Here is a 22,130-nt window from a genome sequence, read left to right on the forward strand (position 1 = left end):
AGGGTGACAACGGCGATACCGGCAAGGCAAATCCAGTCAGTGTGGCGCTGCAGCTGCCATATTTCCGTAAAAACCCGCGCCGCAGCCGAAGATGATCGAGCCGCCATTTTAGCCATGATTTTTGCTGTCTGCCTGAATCCGTTAAAATCGTGGTTTTGGCAGCAGCCGACTTCCTTCCATACAGCCTCACGGAGCATGACAAGATGACAAAAACCACCCAGCCAGCGGTCGAACTCGACAGTAAAGACCTGCCAGCCCACTGCCCTAACCCGGCCATGCCGCTGTGGTCGTCGCATCCGCGTGTGTTCCTGGAATTCAACAAGGACGGTATCGCCAAGTGCCCGTACTGCGGCACGGCCTACACCCTGAAGGAAGGCGCCAGCGCCGGCCACCATTAAAAAAACTGCCCAGCGGCGCGCCCCCAGCGCGCCGTTTTTATTTGTATCAAGTTATACCGACCAGCCCGGAGTCGTCATGAAACGTCTGAAAGAACTCAATGGCAGCGCCGCGGAAGTCGAAGCGGCGTTCTACGATGCCTTGCACCGCGCCGACCTCGAAGCGCTGATGGCGCTGTGGGCCGACGATGAAGAGATCGTCTGCATCCATCCGGGCGGCGCGCGCCTGATCGGCCATGCCGCCATCCGCGCCTCGTGGGAAACCATCCTGGCGGGCGGCGGCCTGCACATCGTGCCGGCGCAGCTGCATGAAACGCACAACCTGATGAGTTCGGTGCACACGGTGATCGAAGGCGTCACCCAGGAAGAAGGCGGTCCGGCGCATCTGCTGGCAACGAATGTGTACGTGAAAACGCCGCGCGGCTGGCGCATCGTGCTGCACCATGCCTCCATCGCGCCGGGCGGCGCGCCGGCCGACGCCACGGGGGCGCAGATCCTGCACTGATGTCTTTGTCTCTTTCCTATACTGCCCCGCTCTGGCTGCCTGGCGGCCACGCGCAGACGATTTATCCAGCCGTGTGCCTCGCCAAGCCGGCCGTGGCCTTCCGCCGCGAACGCTGGCAAGCGCCCGATGGCGACTTCGTCGACGTCGACCTGGTCGACGGTCAGCCAGGCCAGCCCTTCGTGGTGCTGTTCCACGGCCTGGAAGGCTCGTCGAACAGCCATTACGCGCGCGCCCTGATGGCCGAAGTGGCCGCGCGCGGCTGGTCGGGCGCCGTGCCGCATTTCCGCGGCTGCTCGGGCGAAGCCAACCTGGCGCCGCGCTTCTACCATTCGGGCGATGCGCAGGAAGTGGACTGGGTCGTGCGCACATTGCGCCCGCGCGCCACGGGCAAGTTTTACGCGGCCGGCGTCTCGCTGGGCGGCAACGCCCTGCTGTGCTGGCTGGGCCAGTCGCAGCACCAGGCCGATTTCGTCGATGCGGCAGCAGCCGTGTCCGCCCCACTTGATCTGGCGCAAGGGGGCAAGGCCCTGTCTTCCGGCGCCAACCGGCTCTACACGCGCATGTTCCTGAACACCTTGAAACCGAAATGCCTGGCCAAGCTGGAACAGTTTCCCGGCCTGTTTGCGCGCGACGCCATGCTGGCCGCGCGCGACCTGCACGCCTTCGACGACGTCGTCACGGCGCCCCTGCACGGCTACCGTGATGCCGACGATTACTGGCACCGCGCCAGCGCCAAGCACGTCTTGCCGGACATCACCGTGCCGACCCTGGTACTGAATGCGCAAAATGATCCTTTCCTGCCCGGACGCTTCCTGCCGCGCAGCGCCGCGCCGACGGTCACCCTCGAGTATCCGCGCCACGGCGGCCACGTCGGCTTTGCGGCAGGCAAATTGCCGGGAAGCACACGCTGGCTGCCGCAGCGCCTGATCCACTTTTTTGAAGGCGGCAACACGGCGCCATCGGCGCCGCAAACCTGTCACGCTGGCGATGCGCGCACTCACACGGAAAACGCACCACATGGATGAACTCGTCAAACAGGCCCTGGCCAAATGGCCGAACGTGCCCCACTGCTACGGCTGGCTGGGCCTGGACGCGCGCGGCCACTGGCGCATGCGCGACCAGCAGGCGCAACAGCAACAACTGCCGGGCGACAAGATCGCCCATGCCGCCCTGTTGAGCTTTATCAACCGCAATTACGCCCAGGACGAACGCGGTTGCTGGTTTTTCCAGAATGGCCCGCAGCGCGTGTATGTGAACCTGGAAGCGACGCCCTACATCGCCCGCAGTGACCCGCAGCACGGTTTTGTCTTGCAGTCGGGTGCGCCGTTGGAACAGATCGAGCAAGCGTATTGGTGCGATAACGGCGCGCTGCTCTTGCGCCACGGCGACATCGTCGCGCAGGTGGATGACCGCGACATGGCCCAGGTGCTGCCCGCGCTGCGCATCGACGGCCGGCAAGCCAGCGACGACGCCTTGCTGACGTGGCTGGAAGAACAGCGGGGCAAGCTGACTCTATTGCATGCCGGCAAGGAGATTGCCGTGCAGCCGCTGGCCTATGCCAGCGTAGCGCAAACCTTCGGCTTCCAGCAGGCGCCGCAAGCCGGGTAAGCGCTAACCCTTCTGGTCCTTGATCTGTTCGCGGCGTTTTTCCTGCAACTCGCGCTCGCGCGCATCGATCACGGCCTGGTCATAAAAAGTCGCGTCCGTCGATTTGCGGGCAATCGTCAGCTGGTCCAGCGCGGCCATGGTGGCGCCCTGCAGCACGTAGGATTCAGCCAGCGCCATGTGCTGCAAGGTCATCTTGCCCTGGTCCGCATAGGCTTTCGCCAGTAAATCGTACAGTTCCGGCTCCTCCTTGTAGAGCTGCACCTGCTCGCGCAAATACAGGGTGGATTGCTCCAGCTTGCCGGCAGCCATCAGCGCTTCCGCATACTGGTGGGCAATGCCGCGCGACAGGGGAAACTGCTGGCGCGTAGCGTCCGCCGCCTTCAGGGCCTGCTGCGCCACTTCCTTCTTTTGCGCCGGCATCAACAGCACTTCCAGCCCCATCGCCGCCAGCAGCGAATTGGGGCCCTGCGTGCCGCCCGACGTCAGCACATTCGGCCCGGCCGGCTGGTGCAGGGCCGCATTGGCCGCATCGAGTTCCTTTTGCGCTTCCGCAGGCTTGCCCTGCTTGACGGCGACGAAAGACAGGCCGTAATGGGCGGCCGTCACCTGGAAACGGCTTTGCTGTTCCAGCTGCGTCTTGAAGAGGGCCTTGGCGTTCAACAAGCCTTGCACGCTTTCATCCTGCAGCACGCGGGCGCGGGCTCGGGCCAGGTGGAAACTCAGGCTGTCGGCACGCTGCTTGTACGGCTGCTCGCGGATGCGCGCCTGGATGTCGGCGATGCGTTCGGTCGTCAGCGGGTGGGTCTGCAGATAGGCGGGCATCAGGTCGCTGTACGAACGGCTGGCCGCCTGCATGCGGCCGAAAAAGGCCACCATGCCGGTGGTATCGAAACCGGCTTCGCCCATGATCTGAAAACCGATGCGGTCCGCCTCGCGTTCGGCGTCGCGGCCGAAATTGAGCTGACGCTGGATGGCCAGACCCTGGCCGGCGGCAAACACGCCCATGGCCACGTCGCCGCCCGCGCGCGAAGCGAGCGCCGCCAGCAACATGGCGGCCAGCGGCATCAGGGCATCCTGGCGCTGCTGGCCCAGCATGCGCGCGATATGGCGCTGCGCCACATGGCCGATCTCGTGCGACAGCACGGAAGCCAGTTCCGCCTCCGTTTGCGCCGCCAGCACCAGGGCCGAGTGCACGCCGATGAAGCCGCCCGGCAAGGCAAACGCGTTCAACTGGGGATCGCGCACGGCAAAGAAAAAATAGTCGTAATTCGTTTCGCCCCGCACGCTGGGGCGCGCCGCCACGAGGGCGTTGCCGAAGGTGTTCAGGTATTCCAGCAAGGGCGCATCGTCGAGATAGTCGCGGTCGCCGCGGATGCCGCGCATGATTTCCTCACCAATCTTGCGCTCCATCGCCGGCGACAGGTCTTCGCGCGACGTATCGCCCAGGTTCGGCAGATTCGGCGCCGGCGGCACGGCCAGCGGCGTCCAGCTGCCGGCCGGCTTGGCCGCCACGCTGGCAACCGGCGCCGCAGGCGCGGAGGTATAGGTTTGCGCCAGCGCACAGGGCGCCGCCAGCCACAATGCAGCCAGCACCGACGCGCACCGGGAGCTGCGCAGCCATGCCGCGCCGGCGTTTTCAAGGACGATCGGAAGAAGAGTTTTTGAATTCACGGGTGCTATCATACCTTGTTCGCGGCGCCCATTCCCACGCAACAAGCATGCGCCATGCCAGTGGCATGACGTCGTGGCCAGGCGTGCCGCGCCCCCACTCCTCACCTATTTTGACGCCATGACAACAGCAGACAAGCAAGCCCCCGCCGGGGAACTGACCCATTTCGACGCCACGGGCCAGGCCCATATGGTCGACGTGGGCAGCAAGGAAGACACGCGCCGCAGCGCCGTGGCCGCCGGCACCATCCGCATGCAGCCCGCCACCCTGGCATTGATCATTTCCGGCAACGCCAAGAAGGGCGACGTGCTGGGCATCGCCCGCATCGCCGCCATCATGGGCGCCAAGCGCACCAGCGACCTGATTCCCCTGTGCCACCCGCTGGCCCTCACGCGCGTCACCGTCGATTTTGAAGTGGACGAGGCGGCCAACAGCGTGCACTGCCGCGCCCAGGTCGACACGACGGGCAAGACGGGCGTGGAAATGGAAGCGCTCACTTGCGTGCAGATCGGTTTATTGACCATTTACGACATGTGCAAGGCCGTCGACCGGGGCATGGTCATGACGAACGTGCGCGTGCTGGAAAAACATGGCGGCAAGTCGGGCGACTGGCACGCCGAGGTGTAAGACGCCACCGCTTCAGGCGGGCACTGGCCGCGTCACCTTGACGCGGCGCAAATCGCACAGCAGCCACACGGCGCATGCCAGGCACAGCACGATGATGGCCACGGACAGGGGCAAGTGGAACTGTTCCTGCCCTGCCAGCGCGAAGCCGGCGTGGATCAAACACGTTCCCACACCCAGCGCAGCGCACACTGCCGCATACAGGCTCGCCTGCGGGGTGGCCAGCAGCACATGCCGGTAACCGGCCAGCACCAGGGCAATCGCCGCCAGGTTAAACACCAGAAAACCCTGCACACCGCCCGGCACATGAAACATCTCCCACTCTTTCCAGTAGGCAGCGTCGATTTGATGCAAGATCAAGAACAACATGGTCCAGAAGTAGCTTCGCGGCATAAGATTTACATTCGTCAATATTGATGCAATTGTAAAGCCTGAGTCCTGCACCGCCACGCGTGCATGGCATTTTTCGATGCCAATATGAATTTCATTGATATAAATGCTTTTTCATCAAGAAATCATGCATACTGCGAGTCGTCCATATCCAGATGAGCATCGCATGACAAGCAACAAGCCTACCGCAGAAACCAAGCTCCAGGACTTCGAATTCGAGGCCATGAATCTGCAGGTGGGTGGACGCATCCAGTTCATCACGCACCGCACCATCAAACCCATCCAGCATTTCTCGACCCTGATCGGCTATGTGAAAGACGAGTACCTGATCGTCAAGATTCCCATGGAAAACGGCGCCGCCATCATGCTCAACGAAGGCGACAAACTGACCATCCGCGTGTTTTCCGGCGTCACCGTGTGTTCATTTTCCTGCAGCGTGCTGCGCATCTTTGGCCGTCCGCTCAATTATGTCCACCTGAGCTTTCCCGACGCCATCCAGGGCACCAGCCTGCGCACGGCGATGCGCGTCAAAGTGGACATCCCGGCGCAGCTCAGCTACCGCGACGTGGCGGCCGTGCCCGTGTTCATCGTCAACCTCAGCGTTTCGGGCGCGCTGATCGAGGCGCCCAGCATGCTCACGCCGGACGACGACGGCGTAGCCCTCAGTTTTACCCTGCTGGTGCAGCCGAACAAGCATCAGATGCGCGTCAACACGCGCGCGCGCATCCAGAACGTCAGCGTGGGCAAACCATCGAATGGCCACGCCGCCGAGGTGACGGAAATCTATACGTATGGCGTGCAATTCATCGACCTGGAACCGACCCACTACACGCTGCTGCAAAACCTCACCTATGAAGCGCTGATCGCGGACCGGCAAAAAATCGTCTGACACCCTGCCAGCAAGCCTTGCTTACAGGGTCGGCGTCACGTCGGGAATGTTGTTTTTGGTAATCGCTTCCTTCGCTGCCGCATTCGTGACGGTGGTGCTATTGAACCAGGTCAGGCTGCTCGTCCCCGGCTTCATGGTCATCGTCACGGTTTGTCCACCGATACCCGTGCCCAGGTCGGCCGCCAGGGTCAGCACGATATCGCCCTTGTCCACTGTGGCGCTGGCCACTTCGCGCGTGGCACTGAACACGGGGATGGCGCTGGGCACGGCCTGGGTGGGCGTGCTGCAGGCGGTAGCCAGCCCGCCGTTTTCCTGCACGCACAGGGCCACGGCTGTCTTCAGCGGCGCGGCGGCCGCCAGTACATTGCTGACCTTGGCCCGCATCGTGTAGTCGCCATACTGGGGAATGGCCACGGCCGCCAGGATGCCGGCGATGGCCACCACGATCATCAGTTCTATCAGGGTAAATCCGCTTTGCGCGCGCATCGTATCCTCCCATTGTGCATTGCTCACGCCGTGCATGGTGCAAGCGCCATGCCAGCGGCGCGCCCGGGCAGCGGCGGCACACGTGGAAAGAAAAGCGACACATTTTGGCCGGTTCGGACCAGCGCCGTCGTCCTGGGCCGGGATGCGGCCTGTCTTGCGGACAAAAAAAAAGGAGCCGAAGCTCCTTTTTTGTACTGCGGTGACCGGGCTGGAATTACAGCATGGCTTTCAGCAGACGCGCCATTTCCGACGGGTTTTTGGTGACGGTGATGCCGCAAGCTTCCATGATTTCCAGCTTGGCTTGTGCCGTATCGGCACCGCCCGAGATCAGCGCGCCGGCGTGACCCATGCGCTTGCCTGGAGGAGCCGTTACGCCGGCGATGAAGCCAACGACCGGTTTTTTCATGTTGTCTTTGATCCAATAAGCCGCGTTGGCTTCGTCTGGACCACCGATTTCGCCGATCATGATGACCGCGTCGGTATCTGGATCGTCATTGAACATCTTCATGATGTCGATGTGCTTCAGACCGTTGATCGGGTCGCCGCCGATGCCGACTGCCGACGATTGTCCCAAGCCCAGTGCGGTCAGCTGACCCACTGCTTCATAGGTCAGGGTACCCGAACGCGAAACGACGCCGATACGGCCCTTCTTGTGGATGTGACCTGGCATGATGCCGATCTTGATTTCGTCTGGCGTGATCAAGCCTGGGCAGTTAGGGCCCAGCAGCAGGGTTTTGCTGTTGGCTTTGGCCATGCGGTCTTTCAAAGCCATCATGTCGCGGACAGGAATGCCTTCGGTGATGCAAATGGCCAGATCCATTTCAGCTTCGACAGCTTCCCAGATCGCCGCTGCCGCGCCTGCTGGCGGCACGTAGATGACGGAAACGTTGGCGCCGGTTTCTTTTTTCGCTTCGGTAACGTTAGCGAAAATAGGAATGCCTTCGAAATCTTCGCCGGCTTTCTTCGGGTTCACGCCTGCCACGAAGGCAGCTTTGCCGTTCGCGTAGTCGCGGCAACCGCGGGTGTGGAACTGGCCGGTCTTGCCGGTGATCCCTTGGGTAACAACTTTGGTATCTTTATTGATCAGAATGGACATGTTGATTCCTTAATTAAGCTTGACCGGCAGCGGCGGCAACGACGCTCTTGGCTGCATCTTCCATGGTGTCGGCTGCGATGATAGGCAGACCGGAATCGGCCAGCATCTTTTTGCCCAGATCTTCGTTGGTGCCCTTCATGCGCACCACCAGCGGTACGTTCAGCGAAACGGCTTTCACCGCGGCGATAACGCCTTCGGCGATCACGTCGCAACGCATGATGCCACCGAAAATGTTCACCAGGATGGCTTTCAGGCCTGGGTTTTTCAGCATGATCTTGAACGCTTCGGTCACTTTTTCTGCCGTGGCGCCGCCGCCGACGTCCAGGAAGTTGGCTGGCTCGCCGCCGAACAGTTTGATCGTGTCCATGGTGGCCATGGCCAGGCCGGCGCCGTTCACCAGGCAACCGATGTTGCCGTCGAGCGAGATGTAGGCCAGGTCGAATTTCGACGCTTCGATTTCAGCTGGATCTTCTTCGTCCAGGTCGCGCAGGGCGATGATTTCCGGATGACGGAACAGGGCGTTCGGGTCAAAGTTGAACTTGGCGTCCAGGGCGATGACTTTGCCGCTGCCGGTGACGATCAGCGGATTGATTTCGGCCAGCGAGCAATCGGTTTCCCAGTATGCTTTGTACAGGCCTTGCAGGTTGACGCGGGCGTCGACGATGGAACCGGCAGGCACGCCGATTTTGGTCGCGATGTCGTCTGCCTGGGCATCGGTCAGGCCAACGCTCGGCTCGATGGTGACGTGGTGGATCTTCTCTGGGTGGCTCTCGGCCACTTCTTCGATGTCCATGCCGCCTTCGGACGACGCCATCAGGACGATTTTCTGGGTAACGCGGTCGGTGACCAGCGAAACGTACAGTTCTTGCTTGATGTCGGCGCCTTCTTCCACCAGCAGGCGGTTGACTTTCTGGCCTTCGGCGCTGGTCTGATGCGTGATCAGCTGCATGCCCATGATCTGGTCAGCGTATTCCTTGACCTGTTCCATCGATTTTGCCACTTTCACGCCGCCGCCCTTGCCGCGGCCACCTGCGTGGATCTGCGCCTTGACAACCCACACCGGGCCGCCCAGGGTTTCCGCAGCCTTGACGGCTTCTTCGACGGACATGCACGGAATACCGCGTGGTACCGTCACTCCGAATTGCCGGAGGATTTCTTTGGCTTGATACTCATGGATTTTCATGCTGGCTTCCCTTCTGATACTGATGTGTAAAAATACGGTTAGTGGTGCAAAAAAAACAGGAAAAACAGAGCGCCGGGGTCACGCTTTGGCTACCCAGCGCGGGTAATACTGTGCAACCGCCCCGCCATCGGTGCGCAGGGCGTGGCATTTGTCGAGTTGAAACGGCTTTTCATGCGACAAGTCAGCATTCGCACCGTCACGGGTCGACCAGACATCGCCGGCAAATGCCTGAACCGTCGCAGTCGGCAAGACTTGCGCCAGTTCGGTCAAATGGGTACAGCCGGCGATTCCCGCCAGGCGCTGTTTCAAGTCGCGGCGGAAATTCTTCAATAAATTCAAACCGATCAGCGCTCTGTAAGCGGGGCCGATGGTATCGCAAAAACCGGGATAGGGCACGGCATCGGAGGCGGCTTCGGCCTCGACGATGGTCAGTTCGCGATCGACGGTAATGCGTAAGTGGAGGTCATGCAGGGGGGAGCCGGCGGGACGGGGGCCGGAGGCCAGGGTCGCGTCGTAGCTTTTGATATCGGTGATACGGGCGTCAATATCCCACAGGCCGTCGTCGCGCACATACGCTTGGACGTCGATAACGCGGGAGTGCCGGAGGGCGCGCCGGGATACGGGAGTTGACAGGGGCATAAGACCGATGCCGCTTGCGCGGCCATAATTTAGTAAGCAGCCATGTGCCTAAAGCACTCTGTTCGCAGCTTCTACGAACAGCAACCGCACCTGCGGCGCCGCAAAAACCCTAAAAGTGTAGCACACTGGGCGCTGGTTGCGCCGCAACATAATTTTTCATTGCCTCGATAAAAACATTTCAAAGTATAAAGAAAGCACATGGAAATTTACGCTGTTATCACATTCAGTGATGATAGATATGCGCACCTGGAGCCGCGAGCCGCATCCAGTTGCCGCCACCGCGCCGAGATCGCACGGCACAGGCAGCACTCACGACGTGCAGCGCAACAATACGCCGCTGGCTTGACAGGGCGATGACAGAAGCAGAATCCTGCAAAGAAAACATGGACAAACAGCAAGGCCGACTGGCCCGCGCACGCAAGCAGGGCATCGTGCGGACTGTTGTAGATGGAACACAGCGCGGCCAGAGCGGGCCGCCGGCACGGCACGAAAGCACGCAGAAGCGCGCCAGCCGCCTAGTCGTCCTCGGGCTCCCGCCCCTTCAAGGCCGCTTGCACGGCGCGCTGCGAAAAGCCGCGCTGCATCAGGAAGCGCATCTGCTTGTTGCGCTGCTCGGCATCCTGCGCCACTGCACCAAATTTGCGGCGCCACACTTCGCAGGCGCGCGCCACTTCCCCTTCGGCCAGGCCCGCCTTGAGTTCCTGCAGCGCCTCGCCCCCGATGCCATGGCTTTGCAATTCCGCCATGATGCGGCTATTGCCGAAACGGGCCGAGCGGCGGTGGATCAGCGACTCGGAAAAACGCTCCTGCGACAGCCAGTTGGCTTGCTCCAGGCTGTCGAGCAAGGCTTCCACATCGTCGCCTTCCTGCGCATGGCGCTGCAGCTTGCGCCGCAATTCCATGCGGCTGTGTTCGCGCATCGACAGAAAGCGTAGCGCCCTGCCTTTCAGGCTTAGTTGTACCGCTGCCATACCCATATCCCATCTTTACCACACCGGACTGAAAACACAATTGCCGCCAGGCGCACAGGCGCAGGGCGGCAATCATTGTAGAACTTTTTTGTGCGGCAAGCTGCCGCCGGCGGGCCAGGCTGGCCCCGCCACTGTCGCTTACTCGGCGGCCTTGGCTTCCGCAGCCTTGGCAGCCTTGTCGGCAGCTTTATCCGCTTTTTCCGGCTTTTCAGCAGCCAGCGGCGGCAGTTCGCGCACGCCCAGCGAAGCGCGGACCTTGTTTTCGATCTCGCGGGCCAGCGCCGGACGCTCTTGCAGGAAGGCGCGGGCGTTGTCCTTGCCCTGGCCGATGCGTTCGCCGTTGTAGCTGTACCACGAACCGGATTTTTCCACGATCTTGGCATCCGAGCCCAGGTCCAGGATTTCGCCTTCGCGCGAGGTGCCGGCGCCGTACAGGATGTCGAAGTGCGCTTCCTTGAACGGCGGCGCGATCTTGTTCTTGACGACCTTGACCTTGGTTTCGTTGCCGATCACTTCATCGCCGGACTTGATCGAGCCGGTACGGCGGATATCCAGGCGCACGGAGGCGTAGAATTTCAGTGCATTGCCGCCAGTGGTCGTTTCCGGGCTGCCGAACATCACGCCGATCTTCATGCGGATCTGGTTGATGAAGATGACCAGGGTATTCGTGCGGTTGATGGAGCCGGTCAGCTTGCGCAGGGCTTGCGACATCAAACGGGCTTGCAAGCCCGGCAGGGAATCGCCCATGTCGCCTTCGATCTCGGCGCGTGGCGTCAGTGCGGCCACGGAGTCGATGACGACGAGGTCGACGCTGCCCGAACGCACGAGGGCGTCGCAGATTTCCAGCGCCTGCTCGCCCGTATCCGGTTGCGAGATCAGCAATTCATGCAGGTTCACGCCCAGCTTTTGCGCGTAACCGACGTCGAGCGCGTGCTCGGCATCGATAAAGGCGCAGGTGCCGCCCAGTTTTTGCATTTCAGCAATGGTTTGCAGGGTCAGGGTGGTTTTACCCGACGATTCCGGGCCGTAGATCTCCACCACGCGGCCGCGCGGCAAGCCGCCCACGCCCAGCGCGATATCGAGGCCGAGCGAACCGGTCGACACGACTTGCACTTCTTCGATCGGTGCGCTGGCATCCATGCGCATGACCGAACCTTTGCCAAACTGCTTCTCGATCTGCGCCAGTGCGGCGGCGAGCGCCTTGGCTTTTTCCGATGCGGGTACTACAGCTTTTTTATCGTCCATATGTTCTTTCAGCCGTTCTACAGTCGACGATTCACGTGAATCGGTCGGCCTGCGATAGCGCCAGTGGGTTAAATTCTTTACACAGACAGTACTGTATAAAAAAACAGTGATCAATGCAAGCGGAACGTGGATTTGTTTTGAAACAGATCAATACAACCCTGTTTTTCACAAAAATTCGCCACCTTGCGGAAAATGAAACACAATACAAGCTTCTACCGTCGCAAGCATAGGAAGTGCACCATGCGTATTTTACTTGCCGAAGATGACAGCGTGCTGGCCGATGGCCTGACCCGCTCGCTGCGCCAGTCCGGTTATGCGATCGATTACGTCAAGACCGGGCAAGAGGCCGATACGGCCCTGTCCACCCAGGAATTCGACTTGCTGATCCTCGACCTGGGCTTGCCCAAGATGTCCGGGCTGGAAGTGCTGCGCCGCCTGCGCGCGCGCGCCTCGCTGCTTCCCGTGCTGATCCTGACGGCCGCCGATTCCATCGAGCAACGCGTGAATGGCCTCGACCTCGGTGCCGACGATTATATGGCCAAGCCGTTCGCCTTGTCGGAACTGGAGGCAAGAGTGCGCGCCCTGACCCGCCGCGGCGCCGGCGGCGGCGCCACCATCATCAAGCACGGCCCCCTCAGCTACGACCAGGTGGGGCGCAGCGCCTACATCAACGACCAGATGCTGGACCTGTCGGCGCGCGAACTGGGCTTGCTGGAAATCCTGCTGGGCCGCACGGGCCGCCTCGTTTCAAAAGAGCAACTTGTCGACCACCTGTGCGAATGGGGCGAAGAAGTATCGAACAACGCCATCGAAGTGTATGTCCACCGCTTGCGCAAGAAGATCGAAGTGGGCGGCGTGCGCATCGCCACCGTGCGCGGCCTCGGCTATTGTTTGGAAAAATACTCGGAAGCGGCGCGCCTGAACGCCGAAGCGGGCGAATCGGCAAGCCCGGCCAGCGGCCCCGCCAGCAAGTGAAGGTGCGCGAGGCGCCAGCGGACGAGGCGGACGACGACGACTGGTTCGAGCCGCCCACCACGGAGCAGGATGACACCATCGAGCATTCGCTGTTCGGCGAAATCCTCGACTGGATGCTGGCGCCCTTGCTGCTGCTGTGGCCGATGAGCATCGCCATCACCTATCTGGTGGCCAAGAGCATCGCCAATCAACCGTTCGACCATGCGCTGGAAGACAGCGTGACGGTGCTGACGCAGCAGGTCAAGCAAGCCGATGGCGCGATGCTGCGCCACGTGCCGGACAAAAACGGCAAGGGCCGCGACTTCCTGCGCGGCGACGATGTCGACACTCTGTATTACCTGGTGGTGGGCCCGCGCGGCGAATACCTGAACGGCGACCGCGATCTGCCGCCGCCGCAAGACCCCGACAAATACCGCAGCGGCATGGTGCTGTTTCGCAACGACACCATCCACGGCACGCCCGTGCGCGTGGCGTTCAGCTATCTCGACATTCCTTCCGGCAACGACGATGAACCCAGCCGCGCGCTGGTGCAAGTGGCGGAAACCCTGGAAAAGCGCGCCCAGCTCGCCAATGAAATCATCAAGGGCGTGATTTTGCCGCAGTTCATCATCCTGCCCGTGATCCTGGCTCTGGTCTGGTTTGCCCTGGCGCGCGGCCTGTCGCCGCTGGCGCAATTGCAGGAGCGCATACGCGCCCGCCCGCCCGACGATTTGTCGCCCATCGAATCGGGCCAGGTGCCCGAGGAAATCACGCCGCTGGTCGGTTCGCTCAACGAGATGCTGGCGCGGCTGTCACTGTCGATCGACATGCAGAAACGTTTCATCGCCGATGCCGCGCACCAGATGAAAACGCCGCTGGCCGGCATGCGCATGCAATCCGAGCTGGCCCTGCGCCAGACCGACCACGACGAAATCCACCGCTCGCTGCTGCAACTGGCGAAAAGTTCGGAAGCGGCCACGCGCCTGGTGAACCAGTTGCTGGCCCTGGCGCGCGCGGAAAACCAGCCGCAGGCCGGCACGGCGTTCGAACCGATCGAGTTGAGCGAACTGGCGCGCGGCGTGGTGCAAGACTGGGTGCAAGCCTCGTTTGCCCAGCATATCGACCTGGGCTTCGAACAGCCCGCGTATTCGATCATGATTTCCGGCAATGCCATGATGCTGCGCGAACTGCTGAGCAATCTGATCGACAATGCCCTGCGCTACACGCCGGCTGGCGGCAGCGTCACGGTGCGCGTGCGCAGCACCCTGGAACTGGCCATCCTGGAAGTGGAAGATACGGGCCCCGGCATACCGCAGGCGGAGCGGGCACACGTGTTCGAACGCTTTTACCGCATTCTCGGCAGTAATGTTGACGGTAGCGGACTGGGCCTGGCCATCGTGCGCGAAATTGCCCAGCAGCATGGCGCCGAAGTCGATATTTTTAACAATCCGCGCGCGCAGTCGCCGAAGCTGCCGGGCACCCTGCTGCGCCTGAGCATCGCCCTGCTGTTGCCGGACGCGCCAGAAGAGGATGACATCACGTATGGATAAGCCGAGCCCACCCGCTCCCCCCGCGCGGCCGGCGCGCACGCCCAGCCCCGAGCTGCAGGCGCGCCTCGATGTGCACTGGCGCAAGACGCGGCGCCTGACGGCCATCCTGCTGCTGGTCTGGCTGCTGACGGGCTTCCTGACCGTGTTCTATGCACGTGAACTGTTGCATTTGAATCTGTTCGGCTGGCCGCTGCCCTTTTATATGGCAGCCCAGGGCGCCTCGCTCGTGTACCTGGCCATCATCGCCTTGTATGCCTGGCGCATGCGGCGCCTCGACCGGGCTTTTCATGCCGAGGAGCAAGCATGAGCGGCCAGCGCAGCTTCTTTGCGCGCCTGTGCCGCTACTACCTGCTGTTTACCGCCGGTTTCGCCGCCTTCCTGCTGGCCCTGTCGGTACTGGAACAGGAAGGCATGCCGCGCGCGTGGATCGGCTACCTGTTCATGCTCGTCACCATCACCCTGTACGCCACCATCGGCGTCATCAGCCGCACCTCGAACGTCACCGAATACTATGTGGCGGGACGCCGGGTGCCGGCCATGTTCAACGGCATGGCCACGGCCGCCGACTGGATTTCGGCGGCCAGCTTCATCAGCCTGGCCGGCGGCCTGTACCTGAACGGCTTCGACGGCCTGGCCTTCATCATGGGCTGGACGGGCGGCTATTGCCTGGTGGCGCTATTGATCGCGCCCTACCTGCGCAAGTTCAGCCAGTACACGATTCCCGATTTCCTCGCCGCCCGCTACGGCAGCGGCACCGACAAACGGGGGGCCAGCGTGCGCGTGGTGGCCGTGGCCGCCACCATCATCGTCTCGTTTACGTATGTGGTGGCGCAGATCTATGCCGTCGGACTGATCGCCTCGCGCTTCACGGGCGTGGATTTTTCCGTCGGCATCTTCCTGGGCCTGGCCAGCATCCTCGTCTGCTCCTTTCTGGGCGGCATGCGCGCCATCACCTGGACGCAGGTGGCGCAGTACATCATCATCCTCGTCGCCTTTCTGATTCCCGCCATGTGGCTGTCGGTCAAGCATGCGGACAATCCCGTGCCGCAGATCGCCTACGGCAAGGTGCTGCCGCAACTGAGCGCGCGCGAACACGTGCTGGAAACGGACCCGAAAGAAAACGAAGTGCGCGCCATCTTCCGCCAGCGCGCGCAAAGCTACCAGGCGCGCATCGACGGCTTGCCTGCTTCCTGGGAACAAGGCCATCTGACGGCCCAGCGCCAGCTCGATAGTTTGCGCCAGCGCAATGCTTCGCTGCTCGACATCCGCAACGCGGAGCGTTACCTGATCGCCTATCCGAAAAGTCCGGACGAGGCACGCGTGCTGTGGCAGGCGGCGCAGGCGCAGAACCAGAAACGCGCCGAGCCGATCATTCCGCACGCGCAGCCGTTTCCCGCCGCCGACCGGGAACAATCCGACATCAAGCGCAACAATTTCCTAGCCCTCGTGTTCTGCATGATGCTGGGCACGGCCGCCCTGCCCCACATCCTGATGCGATCCTACACCACGCCGTCCGTGCACGAAACGCGCGTGTCCGTCTTCTGGACCCTGTTCTTCATCTTGTTGATCTACCTCACGATTCCCGCACTGGCCGTGCTGGTCAAGTACGATATTTACTCGGCGCTGGTGGGCACGCAATACACGAACCTGCCCACCTGGGTATCTTACTGGGCCAACGTGGACAAGCTCAGCCCCCTGATCAGCATCGTCGACGTCAACCGCGACGGCATCGTGCAACTGGCGGAAATTTCCATCGATGCCGACGTGCTGGTGCTGGCCACGCCCGAGATCGCCGGCCTGCCCTACGTGATTTCCGGCCTGGTGGCGGCCGGCGGCCTGGCTGCCGCCCTGTCGACGGCCGATGGCTTGCTGCTGGCCATTTCGAACGCCCTGTCGCACGACATTTATTACAAGGTGGTCGATCCCACCGCCTCGACGCAAAAGCGCGTGACGATTTCGAAATTGCTGCTGCTGGCCGTGGCCTTCATCGCCGCCTATGCGGCCTCGCAAAAGCCGGCGGACATTTTGTCGCTCGTGGGCGTGGCCTTTTCCCTGGCCGCCTCGACCCTGTTTCCGCCGCTGGTGCTGGGCGTGTTCTGGAAACGCGCCAACCACCAGGGCGCGCTGGCCGGCATGCTGGCGGGCTTTGGCGTGTGCCTGTATTACATGCTGCACACGAGCACAATGTTGGGCGGTAATGCCAGCGGTCAATGGTTTCATATCGCGCCCATTTCCGCCGGCATCTTCGGCGTGCCGGCCGGCCTGGCGGCCGCCGTACTGGTCAGTTGGCTGACGCCGGCGCCTGGGCGCCGCAGCACGGGGCTGGTCGAGCATATCCGGGCGCCGGAATAACAACGCGTCCCGACCATGGGATGAAATGGAGAAATTCCGCGACAGGAATATCGGAAAAGACAGCCCCCCGGCAAAAAAGGAGTAGGCTGGAGGGCCGTTCCATTTACGAGGAAATCCCATGCCGTCTGGAAAAATTCTTGTCGCCCAAGGGGGCGGCCCCACCGCCGTCATCAACCAGTCGCTGGTGGGCGTGGTGCTCGAATCGCGGCGCTTTCAACACGTCACGCGCGTGTATGGCGCACTGCATGGCGTGCGCGGCATCGTCAATGAAGAATTCGTCGATCTGACGCAGGAAACCAGCCACAACCTGGAACTGGTGGCCGCCACGCCCTCCTCGGCCCTCGGCTCCACGCGCGACAAGCCGGACATCGCCTACTGCCAGCAAATCTTCGAAGTGCTGCGCGCGCATGAAATCGAGCATTTCTTTTACATCGGCGGCAATGACTCGTCCGATACGGTGCGCATCGTCAGCGAGGAAGCGCATAAGGCCGGCTATCCGCTGCGCTGCATCCACATCCCGAAAACCATCGACAACGATCTGGTGGGCAGCGACCATACGCCCGGTTTTCCCTCGGCCGCGCGCTTCGTCGCGCAAGCGTTCGCCGGCGCCAACCTCGACAACGCGGCCTTGCCCGGCGTCTACGTGGGCGTGGTGATGGGCCGCCACGCGGGCTTTTTGACGGCCGCCTCGGCGCTGGGCAAGAAGTTCCCCGACGATGGCCCGCACCTGATCTACCTGCCCGAGCGTGTCTTTGCGCTGGATCAATTCCTCGCCGACGTGAAGGCCATGTATGAAAAACATGGCCGCTGCGTGATCGCCGTGTCGGAAGGCATCCACGATGCATCAGGCGAGCCGATCGCCAGCCTGCTGGCCACACAGGCGGGCAATGCGGTCGAGCGCGATGCGCACGGCAACGTGCAGTTGTCCGGCACGGGCGCGCTGGCCGACCTGCTGTGCGACGAGATCAAGGCGAAACTGGGCATCAAGCGCGTGCGCGGCGATACCTTCGGCTATCTGCAGCGCTCCTTCATCGGCTGCGTCTCTGATGTAGATCAACGCGAAGCCCGCGAAGTGGGTGAAAAGGCCGTGCAATTCGCCATGTGGGGCGAGCGCGACGGCTCCGTCGCCATCAAGCGCACGGGTTTTTATTCCGTCGATTACGAGTTGCTGCCCCTGACGGACGTGGCAGGCAAGACGCGCACCATGGAAGACGAATTCATCAGCGCCAGCGGCACGGACGTGACGGATGCTTTCCGGCTGTACCTGCGCCCGCTGCTGGGCTCGGGCATGCCGGACGCCTTCCGCCTGCGCGCGGCGAAGGTGGCCAAGGTCTTGAAACCCTAGCTGTTTTCCGCCAGCAGCAGCGGCCGCAGCTTGACGGCCGCGTCCTTCAGTTGCGGCACGTGCTGCAGCAGCTGCTCCACGGACTTGCGCGCCACGGGCGCGTGGCAGGCGACGGCCGCCACGATGCGCCCGTCGGCCGCGCAGATGGGCACGGCCACGGCGACCATGCCATGCACGAATTCCTCGTCGTCGATGCCGATGCCCAGGCGGGCGATGCGCACGATCTCGCGCTCGAGCAGCACGGGGTCCGTGATGCTTTTCGGCGTGCGCGCCTGCAGGGTCAGCATGGCCAGCAACTCGCGCCGCTCCAGCAAATTCATGTGCGCCAGGAATAATTTTCCGCTCGCCGTGCAATGCATGGGCGCGCGCGTGCCCAGCACCAGGTGCAGGCGCAGCGGTTCCTGCGTTTCCACGCGGTCCACGTAGACGATCGCATTGCCCTCGGGAATCGCCAGATTGCACGTCTCGCCCGTGGCCGCCACCAGGCTGCCCAGGATGCTGCGGCTCACGCGGATCAGGGCATTGTTGCGCAGGGTGGCCAGCGCCAGGTTGGTGGAAGCGGCACCGGGCACGTAGCCGCGTCCCACGGGCGTGCGCAGCACATAACCATGTTGTTCCAGGGTATCGAGCAGGCGCATCATGCTGGCCTTGGGCACCTGCATGCGCGCGGCCAGTTGCGACAGGGTCAAGGGCTGGCTGGCGCTGGCCAGGTGCTCGATCAGGCGCAGCACGCGCAAGCCCCGCGCCTCGTCGCCATGGCTGGCCGCCGTGCTGGACGCCGGCTGGCTACCTTCTTCGGCCTCGGCCGGCCGTTTTTGAAACGCATCATGCATGTTCTGTTTCACCTCTCGCGTATGCGGCTGTTTCCGCTTGTCCCGGTGCTGCACGTCTTTTATAAATGGAACAAGAAGTTCCAAAAATAATCAATAAAGACCAGTGTATCGCAAAAACCGCCCGCCGAGGCAAGCGTTACCGCAACGCAGGAGACAAGAGCAATGTTGCAAACACACTATGATTACATCATCGTCGGCGCCGGTTCCGCCGGCTGCGTGCTGGCCAACCGCCTGTCGCACGACAGCAACAATCAGGTATTGCTGCTGGAAGCGGGCGGCAAGGACAACAATCCCTGGATCCACGTGCCGGTCGGCTATTTCAAGACCATGCACGACCCGAATCTGGACTGGTGCTACCGCACGGAAGCGGACGCCGGCATCGCCGGGCGCCAGCTGCAATGGCCGCGCGGCAAGGTCTTGGGCGGTTCCAGCTCGCTCAACGGTCTGCTGTATGTGCGGGGCCAGAAAGAGGACTACGACCGCTGGGCCGAACTGGGCAACGCTGGCTGGAGCTTTGCCGAGGTACTGCCCTACTTTAAAAAATCGGAAGACCAGGAACGGGGCGCCAGCGATTACCACGGCGTGGGCGGTCCCTTGAAAGTATCGGACCTACGCCTGCGCCGCCCCATCGCGGAACACTTTATTGCCGGCGCCACGGAAAGCGGCATCCCCTTCAATGCCGATTACAACGGCGCCACGCAGGAAGGCGTGGGCTACTTCCAGCAGACGGCCAGCAAGGGTTTGCGCTGGAGCACGGCGAAAGCCTTCTTGCGGCCGGCCCGCAAGCGCGCCAACCTGCGCGTGGAAGTGCGGGCGCAAATCACGCGCGTACTGTTCGAGGGCAAGCGCGCCGTCGGCATCGAATTCCGGCAGGATGGCCAGCTGCGCCAGGCGCGCGCCAGCGGCGAAGTGATTTTATGCGCGGGCGCCATCGGCTCGCCGCAAATCCTGCAATGCTCGGGCGTAGGGCCGCGCGCCCTGCTCGAGGAAGTCGGCGTGCCGCTGGTGCACGACTTGCCCGGCGTGGGGCAGAACCTGCAAGACCATTTGCAAATCCGCCTCGTCTTCAAGACGCGCTTGAAAACCCTGAACGATGAAGTCAACAGCCTGTGGGGCAAGCTGTGGGTGGGCATGCAATATGTGTTTTCGCGCTCCGGGCCCTTGACCCTGGCGGCCAGCCAGGTGACGGTATTTACCAAATCCTCGCCCGAGGTGGAGCGGCCCGACATCCAGTTCCACATGCAGCCGCTGAGCGCCGACAAGCCGGGCGAAGGCGCGCATCCGTTTTCCGCCTTTACGTCGTCCGTGTGCCAGCTGCGCCCGCACAGCCGTGGCCACGTGTCGATCAAGTCCGCCGACCCGCTCGCCTATCCGGGCATCTACCCGAACTACCTGTCCGACCCGCGCGACCAGCGCACGGCGATCGCCGCCCTGCGCGTGGCGCGCAGAATCGCCGCCGCGCCGTCGCTGGCGCCGCACATCATTGCCGAGTTCGTGCCCGGCCCGCAATTCGAGACGGATGAAGAACTGCTGGATGCGGCGCGGCGCTTCAGCCAGTCGATCTACCACCCCAGCGGTACCTGCAAGATGGGCCATGACGCGATGGCCGTCGTCGACGACCGCCTGCGCGTGCACGGCTTGCAGGGATTGCGCGTGGTCGATGCGTCGATCATGCCGGAAATCGTCTCGGGCAACACGAACGCTCCCACCATCATGATCGCGGAAAAAGCGGCCGACATGATCCTGGCGGACGCCGTGCGGCTGCCGCAGGCGGCCTGACCCACCCGCTCCATTCCCAGCAAGGAGGATGCCAACGGCGGACAGACCGGCCCGCCCCCAATGACTCGGCAAGCAACCCAGCATCAAAAAACACATAATCGATATCGATTGGAGACTAGATATTATGGATAACAATCCGAACAATCCGAAAAAAGCCAAAGAGCTACGGAAAGTCGTGATGGCCAGCGTGATCGGCGCCACCATCGAGTGGTATGACTTCTTTTTATACGGCGTCGTCGCCGGCATCGTGTTCAGCAAGCTGTACTTCCCGGGCGGCGATCCGCTTGTTTCGACCATGCTGGCCTACGGCACCTTCGCCGTGGGCTTTTTGTCGCGCCCCATCGGCGGCGTGATCTTCGGCCACTTTGGCGACAAGATCGGCCGCAAGAGCATGCTGGTGATGACCCTGATGATCATGGGAATCTCCACCTTCCTGATCGGCGTACTGCCCACGTATGACCACATCGGCTACTGGGCGCCCGGCCTGCTGCTGTTCCTGCGCGTGCTGCAGGGCATCGGCCTCGGTGGCGAATGGGGCGGCGCCGTGCTGATGGCGTATGAATATGCGCCGCCGAAGGAGCGCGGCTTTTACGCCAGCCTGCCGCAGATCGGCCTGGCCATCGGCCTGTGCCTCGCCTCCGGCGTGGTGGCGGTTCTGTCGTACAGCCTGACGGATGCGCAATTCCTGTCCTGGGGCTGGCGCGTGGCCTTCATCCTGTCGGCCGCCCTCGTCTTCATCGGCATGTGGATACGCCTGAACGTGATGGAAACGCCGGAATTCCAGGCCGTCAAGGAAAAGAACGCGGAGACGCAGATTCCGTTTTTCGACCTGCTGAAACGCTACCCGGGCAATGTCTTGAAGGGTATGGGCGCGCGCTATATCGATGGCGTGTTCTTCAATATCTTCGGCGTGTTTTCCATCACCTATCTGACCAATACCATCAAGATCGCCCGCACGGAAGCGCTGATGGGCGTGATGGCGTCCGCCGTCGTAATGTGCTTTTGCATCCCGTTCTTCGGCCGCTTGTCGGACCGCATCGGCCGCACCAAGGTGTTTTTCTGGGGTTCGCTGATCACGGGCGTGTCGGCCATCCCCGCCTTCTGGATCATGCTCAACCACGCCGACAATCCGCTGCTGCTGTGGTGTTCCGTGATCATCCCGCTGGGCGTGCTGTATTCGGCCGTGTACGGCCCGGAAGCGGCCCTGTTCTGCGACCTGTTCGACGCCAAGGTGCGCTACACGGGCATTTCCTTCGTCTACCAGTTCTCCGGCATCTTCGCCAGTGGCCTGACGCCCATCATCGCCACCTACCTGCTGAAGACGGGCAATGGCGAACCGTGGCACATCGTCGGCTACATCCTGTTCGCGTCCCTCGTCTCGGCCGTCAGCGTGGCCATGATCGGCAGGGGCGGCTCGCAGCCGGATGGGCACATGAAGCCGGCGCACGCAAGGTAAGCTGGCAACTGGCATAAAAAAAGCAGGCTCTCAAAGAGGCCTGCTTTTTTCTTACGAACGCCACAGCGCCTGACAAAACCGTAGCGAGCGCCAGTGATTTGTGGCTAAGAAGCGCAACCGTACTCTAGTACGGTGAGCATCGCAGGCCGCAAAGCGCGGCG

General features: G+C 62.4%; 22 protein-coding genes. 13 read left to right on the forward strand and 9 right to left on the reverse strand.

The window, feature by feature from the left end; translation table 11 throughout:
* Window positions 1–203: 203 nt before the first annotated feature.
* The 4 genes from O3298_RS06870 to O3298_RS06885 all read left to right on the forward strand — a co-directional run bounded on the left by O3298_RS06870 (window position 204) and on the right by O3298_RS06885 (window position 2,508).
* Window positions 204–398: a zinc-finger domain-containing protein gene (locus O3298_RS06870; RefSeq protein ID WP_034780619.1), complete on the forward strand. Its 195-nt coding sequence runs from the start codon at window positions 204–206 to the stop codon at window positions 396–398.
* Between the two features lie 76 nt (window positions 399–474).
* A complete protein-coding gene (locus O3298_RS06875; RefSeq protein WP_034780622.1) occupies window positions 475–900 on the forward strand; it encodes a nuclear transport factor 2 family protein in 426 nt (141 codons plus the stop codon).
* On the forward strand, window positions 900–1,925 hold the full coding sequence (locus O3298_RS06880) for a YheT family hydrolase (protein ID WP_305058842.1): 1,026 nt from the start codon (window positions 900–902) through the stop codon (window positions 1,923–1,925). The genes O3298_RS06875 and O3298_RS06880 overlap by 1 nt, the downstream gene beginning before the upstream one ends.
* Window positions 1,918–2,508 carry a DUF2946 family protein gene (locus tag O3298_RS06885; protein ID WP_305058843.1) on the forward strand — a complete coding sequence of 197 codons (591 nt, stop codon included), beginning with the start codon at window positions 1,918–1,920 and terminating at the stop codon, window positions 2,506–2,508. The genes O3298_RS06880 and O3298_RS06885 overlap by 8 nt, the downstream gene beginning before the upstream one ends.
* A gap of 3 nt (window positions 2,509–2,511) precedes the next feature.
* Here O3298_RS06885 and O3298_RS06890 read toward each other — a convergent pair whose 3' ends face one another.
* Window positions 2,512–4,101, reverse strand: a complete 1,590-nt coding sequence (locus O3298_RS06890; RefSeq protein WP_305058844.1) for a M48 family metallopeptidase — start codon at window positions 4,099–4,101, stop codon at window positions 2,512–2,514.
* Window positions 4,102–4,297: 196 nt separating this feature from the next.
* Here O3298_RS06890 and moaC point away from each other — a divergent pair, with 196 nt between their 5' ends.
* Window positions 4,298–4,804 (forward strand): cyclic pyranopterin monophosphate synthase MoaC, encoded by a 507-nt coding sequence (gene moaC, locus O3298_RS06895; protein ID WP_305058845.1) that lies wholly within the window; start codon window positions 4,298–4,300, stop codon window positions 4,802–4,804.
* A gap of 12 nt (window positions 4,805–4,816) precedes the next feature.
* Here moaC and O3298_RS06900 read toward each other — a convergent pair whose 3' ends face one another.
* Window positions 4,817–5,194 carry a DUF6713 family protein gene (locus O3298_RS06900; protein ID WP_369811494.1) on the reverse strand — a complete coding sequence of 126 codons (378 nt, stop codon included), beginning with the start codon at window positions 5,192–5,194 and terminating at the stop codon, window positions 4,817–4,819.
* A 163-nt stretch (window positions 5,195–5,357) separates the two neighbouring features.
* Here O3298_RS06900 and O3298_RS06905 point away from each other — a divergent pair, with 163 nt between their 5' ends.
* On the forward strand, window positions 5,358–6,080 hold the full coding sequence (locus O3298_RS06905; RefSeq protein WP_305058847.1) for a flagellar brake protein: 723 nt from the start codon (window positions 5,358–5,360) through the stop codon (window positions 6,078–6,080).
* 21 nt (window positions 6,081–6,101) lie between these two features.
* On the opposite strand, the gene O3298_RS06910 is transcribed toward O3298_RS06905, so the two are convergent.
* The 6 genes from O3298_RS06910 to recA all read right to left on the reverse strand — a co-directional run bounded on the left by O3298_RS06910 (window position 6,102) and on the right by recA (window position 11,700).
* Entirely contained in the window at window positions 6,102–6,566 is a 465-nt protein-coding gene (locus O3298_RS06910; RefSeq protein WP_092608610.1) for a pilin, read from the reverse strand.
* A gap of 214 nt (window positions 6,567–6,780) precedes the next feature.
* Window positions 6,781–7,662, reverse strand: coding sequence for a succinate--CoA ligase subunit alpha (gene sucD, locus O3298_RS06915; protein ID WP_034746085.1), 882 nt, complete (start codon window positions 7,660–7,662; stop codon window positions 6,781–6,783).
* Between the two features lie 13 nt (window positions 7,663–7,675).
* Complete coding sequence (sucC, locus tag O3298_RS06920; protein ID WP_034788653.1) at window positions 7,676–8,845, reverse strand: ADP-forming succinate--CoA ligase subunit beta; 1,170 nt, start codon at window positions 8,843–8,845, stop codon at window positions 7,676–7,678.
* Window positions 8,846–8,923: 78 nt separating this feature from the next.
* The gene (locus O3298_RS06925) at window positions 8,924–9,484 is read right to left on the reverse strand and encodes a DUF2889 domain-containing protein (RefSeq protein ID WP_077408684.1); all 561 of its coding nucleotides are present in this window, start codon (window positions 9,482–9,484) and stop codon (window positions 8,924–8,926) included.
* A 515-nt stretch (window positions 9,485–9,999) separates the two neighbouring features.
* Window positions 10,000–10,455, reverse strand: a complete 456-nt coding sequence (recX, locus tag O3298_RS06930; RefSeq protein ID WP_289900142.1) for a recombination regulator RecX — start codon at window positions 10,453–10,455, stop codon at window positions 10,000–10,002.
* 138 nt (window positions 10,456–10,593) lie between these two features.
* Window positions 10,594–11,700: a recombinase RecA gene (gene recA, locus O3298_RS06935; protein ID WP_071321836.1), complete on the reverse strand. Its 1,107-nt coding sequence runs from the start codon at window positions 11,698–11,700 to the stop codon at window positions 10,594–10,596.
* A 240-nt stretch (window positions 11,701–11,940) separates the two neighbouring features.
* Here recA and O3298_RS06940 point away from each other — a divergent pair, with 240 nt between their 5' ends.
* The 5 genes from O3298_RS06940 (at window position 11,941) to O3298_RS06960 (ending at window position 17,901) form a co-directional block, all read left to right on the forward strand.
* Window positions 11,941–12,675, forward strand: coding sequence for a response regulator transcription factor (locus O3298_RS06940; protein WP_034746066.1), 735 nt, complete (start codon window positions 11,941–11,943; stop codon window positions 12,673–12,675).
* A 2-nt stretch (window positions 12,676–12,677) separates the two neighbouring features.
* Window positions 12,678–14,204 (forward strand): sensor histidine kinase N-terminal domain-containing protein, encoded by a 1,527-nt coding sequence (locus tag O3298_RS06945; RefSeq protein ID WP_369811495.1) that lies wholly within the window; start codon window positions 12,678–12,680, stop codon window positions 14,202–14,204.
* Window positions 14,197–14,511 (forward strand): DUF4212 domain-containing protein, encoded by a 315-nt coding sequence (locus O3298_RS06950; protein WP_099666354.1) that lies wholly within the window; start codon window positions 14,197–14,199, stop codon window positions 14,509–14,511. Before O3298_RS06945 ends, O3298_RS06950 begins: the two co-directional genes overlap by 8 nt.
* Window positions 14,508–16,556, forward strand: a complete 2,049-nt coding sequence (locus O3298_RS06955) for a sodium:solute symporter family protein (RefSeq protein WP_305058849.1) — start codon at window positions 14,508–14,510, stop codon at window positions 16,554–16,556. The genes O3298_RS06950 and O3298_RS06955 overlap by 4 nt, the downstream gene beginning before the upstream one ends.
* A 118-nt stretch (window positions 16,557–16,674) precedes the next feature.
* A complete protein-coding gene (locus O3298_RS06960; RefSeq protein WP_305058850.1) occupies window positions 16,675–17,901 on the forward strand; it encodes a 6-phosphofructokinase in 1,227 nt (408 codons plus the stop codon).
* Here O3298_RS06960 and O3298_RS06965 read toward each other — a convergent pair.
* Complete coding sequence (locus O3298_RS06965) at window positions 17,898–18,734, reverse strand: IclR family transcriptional regulator (protein ID WP_305058851.1); 837 nt, start codon at window positions 18,732–18,734, stop codon at window positions 17,898–17,900. The two genes, O3298_RS06960 and O3298_RS06965, sit on opposite strands and share 4 nt — an antisense overlap.
* Before the next feature lie 162 nt (window positions 18,735–18,896).
* On the opposite strand from O3298_RS06965, the gene O3298_RS06970 reads away from it, so the two are divergent.
* Both O3298_RS06970 and O3298_RS06975 read left to right on the forward strand, forming a co-directional pair.
* Window positions 18,897–20,513: a GMC family oxidoreductase gene (locus tag O3298_RS06970; RefSeq protein WP_305058852.1), complete on the forward strand. Its 1,617-nt coding sequence runs from the start codon at window positions 18,897–18,899 to the stop codon at window positions 20,511–20,513.
* A gap of 124 nt (window positions 20,514–20,637) precedes the next feature.
* A complete protein-coding gene (locus tag O3298_RS06975) occupies window positions 20,638–21,969 on the forward strand; it encodes an MFS transporter (RefSeq protein ID WP_305058853.1) in 1,332 nt (443 codons plus the stop codon).
* Window positions 21,970–22,130: the final 161 nt, after the last annotated feature.

The organism is Janthinobacterium sp. SUN137 (assembly GCF_030587265.1).
GTDB classification, from domain to species: Bacteria; Pseudomonadota; Gammaproteobacteria; order Burkholderiales; family Burkholderiaceae_D; genus Janthinobacterium; species Janthinobacterium kumbetense.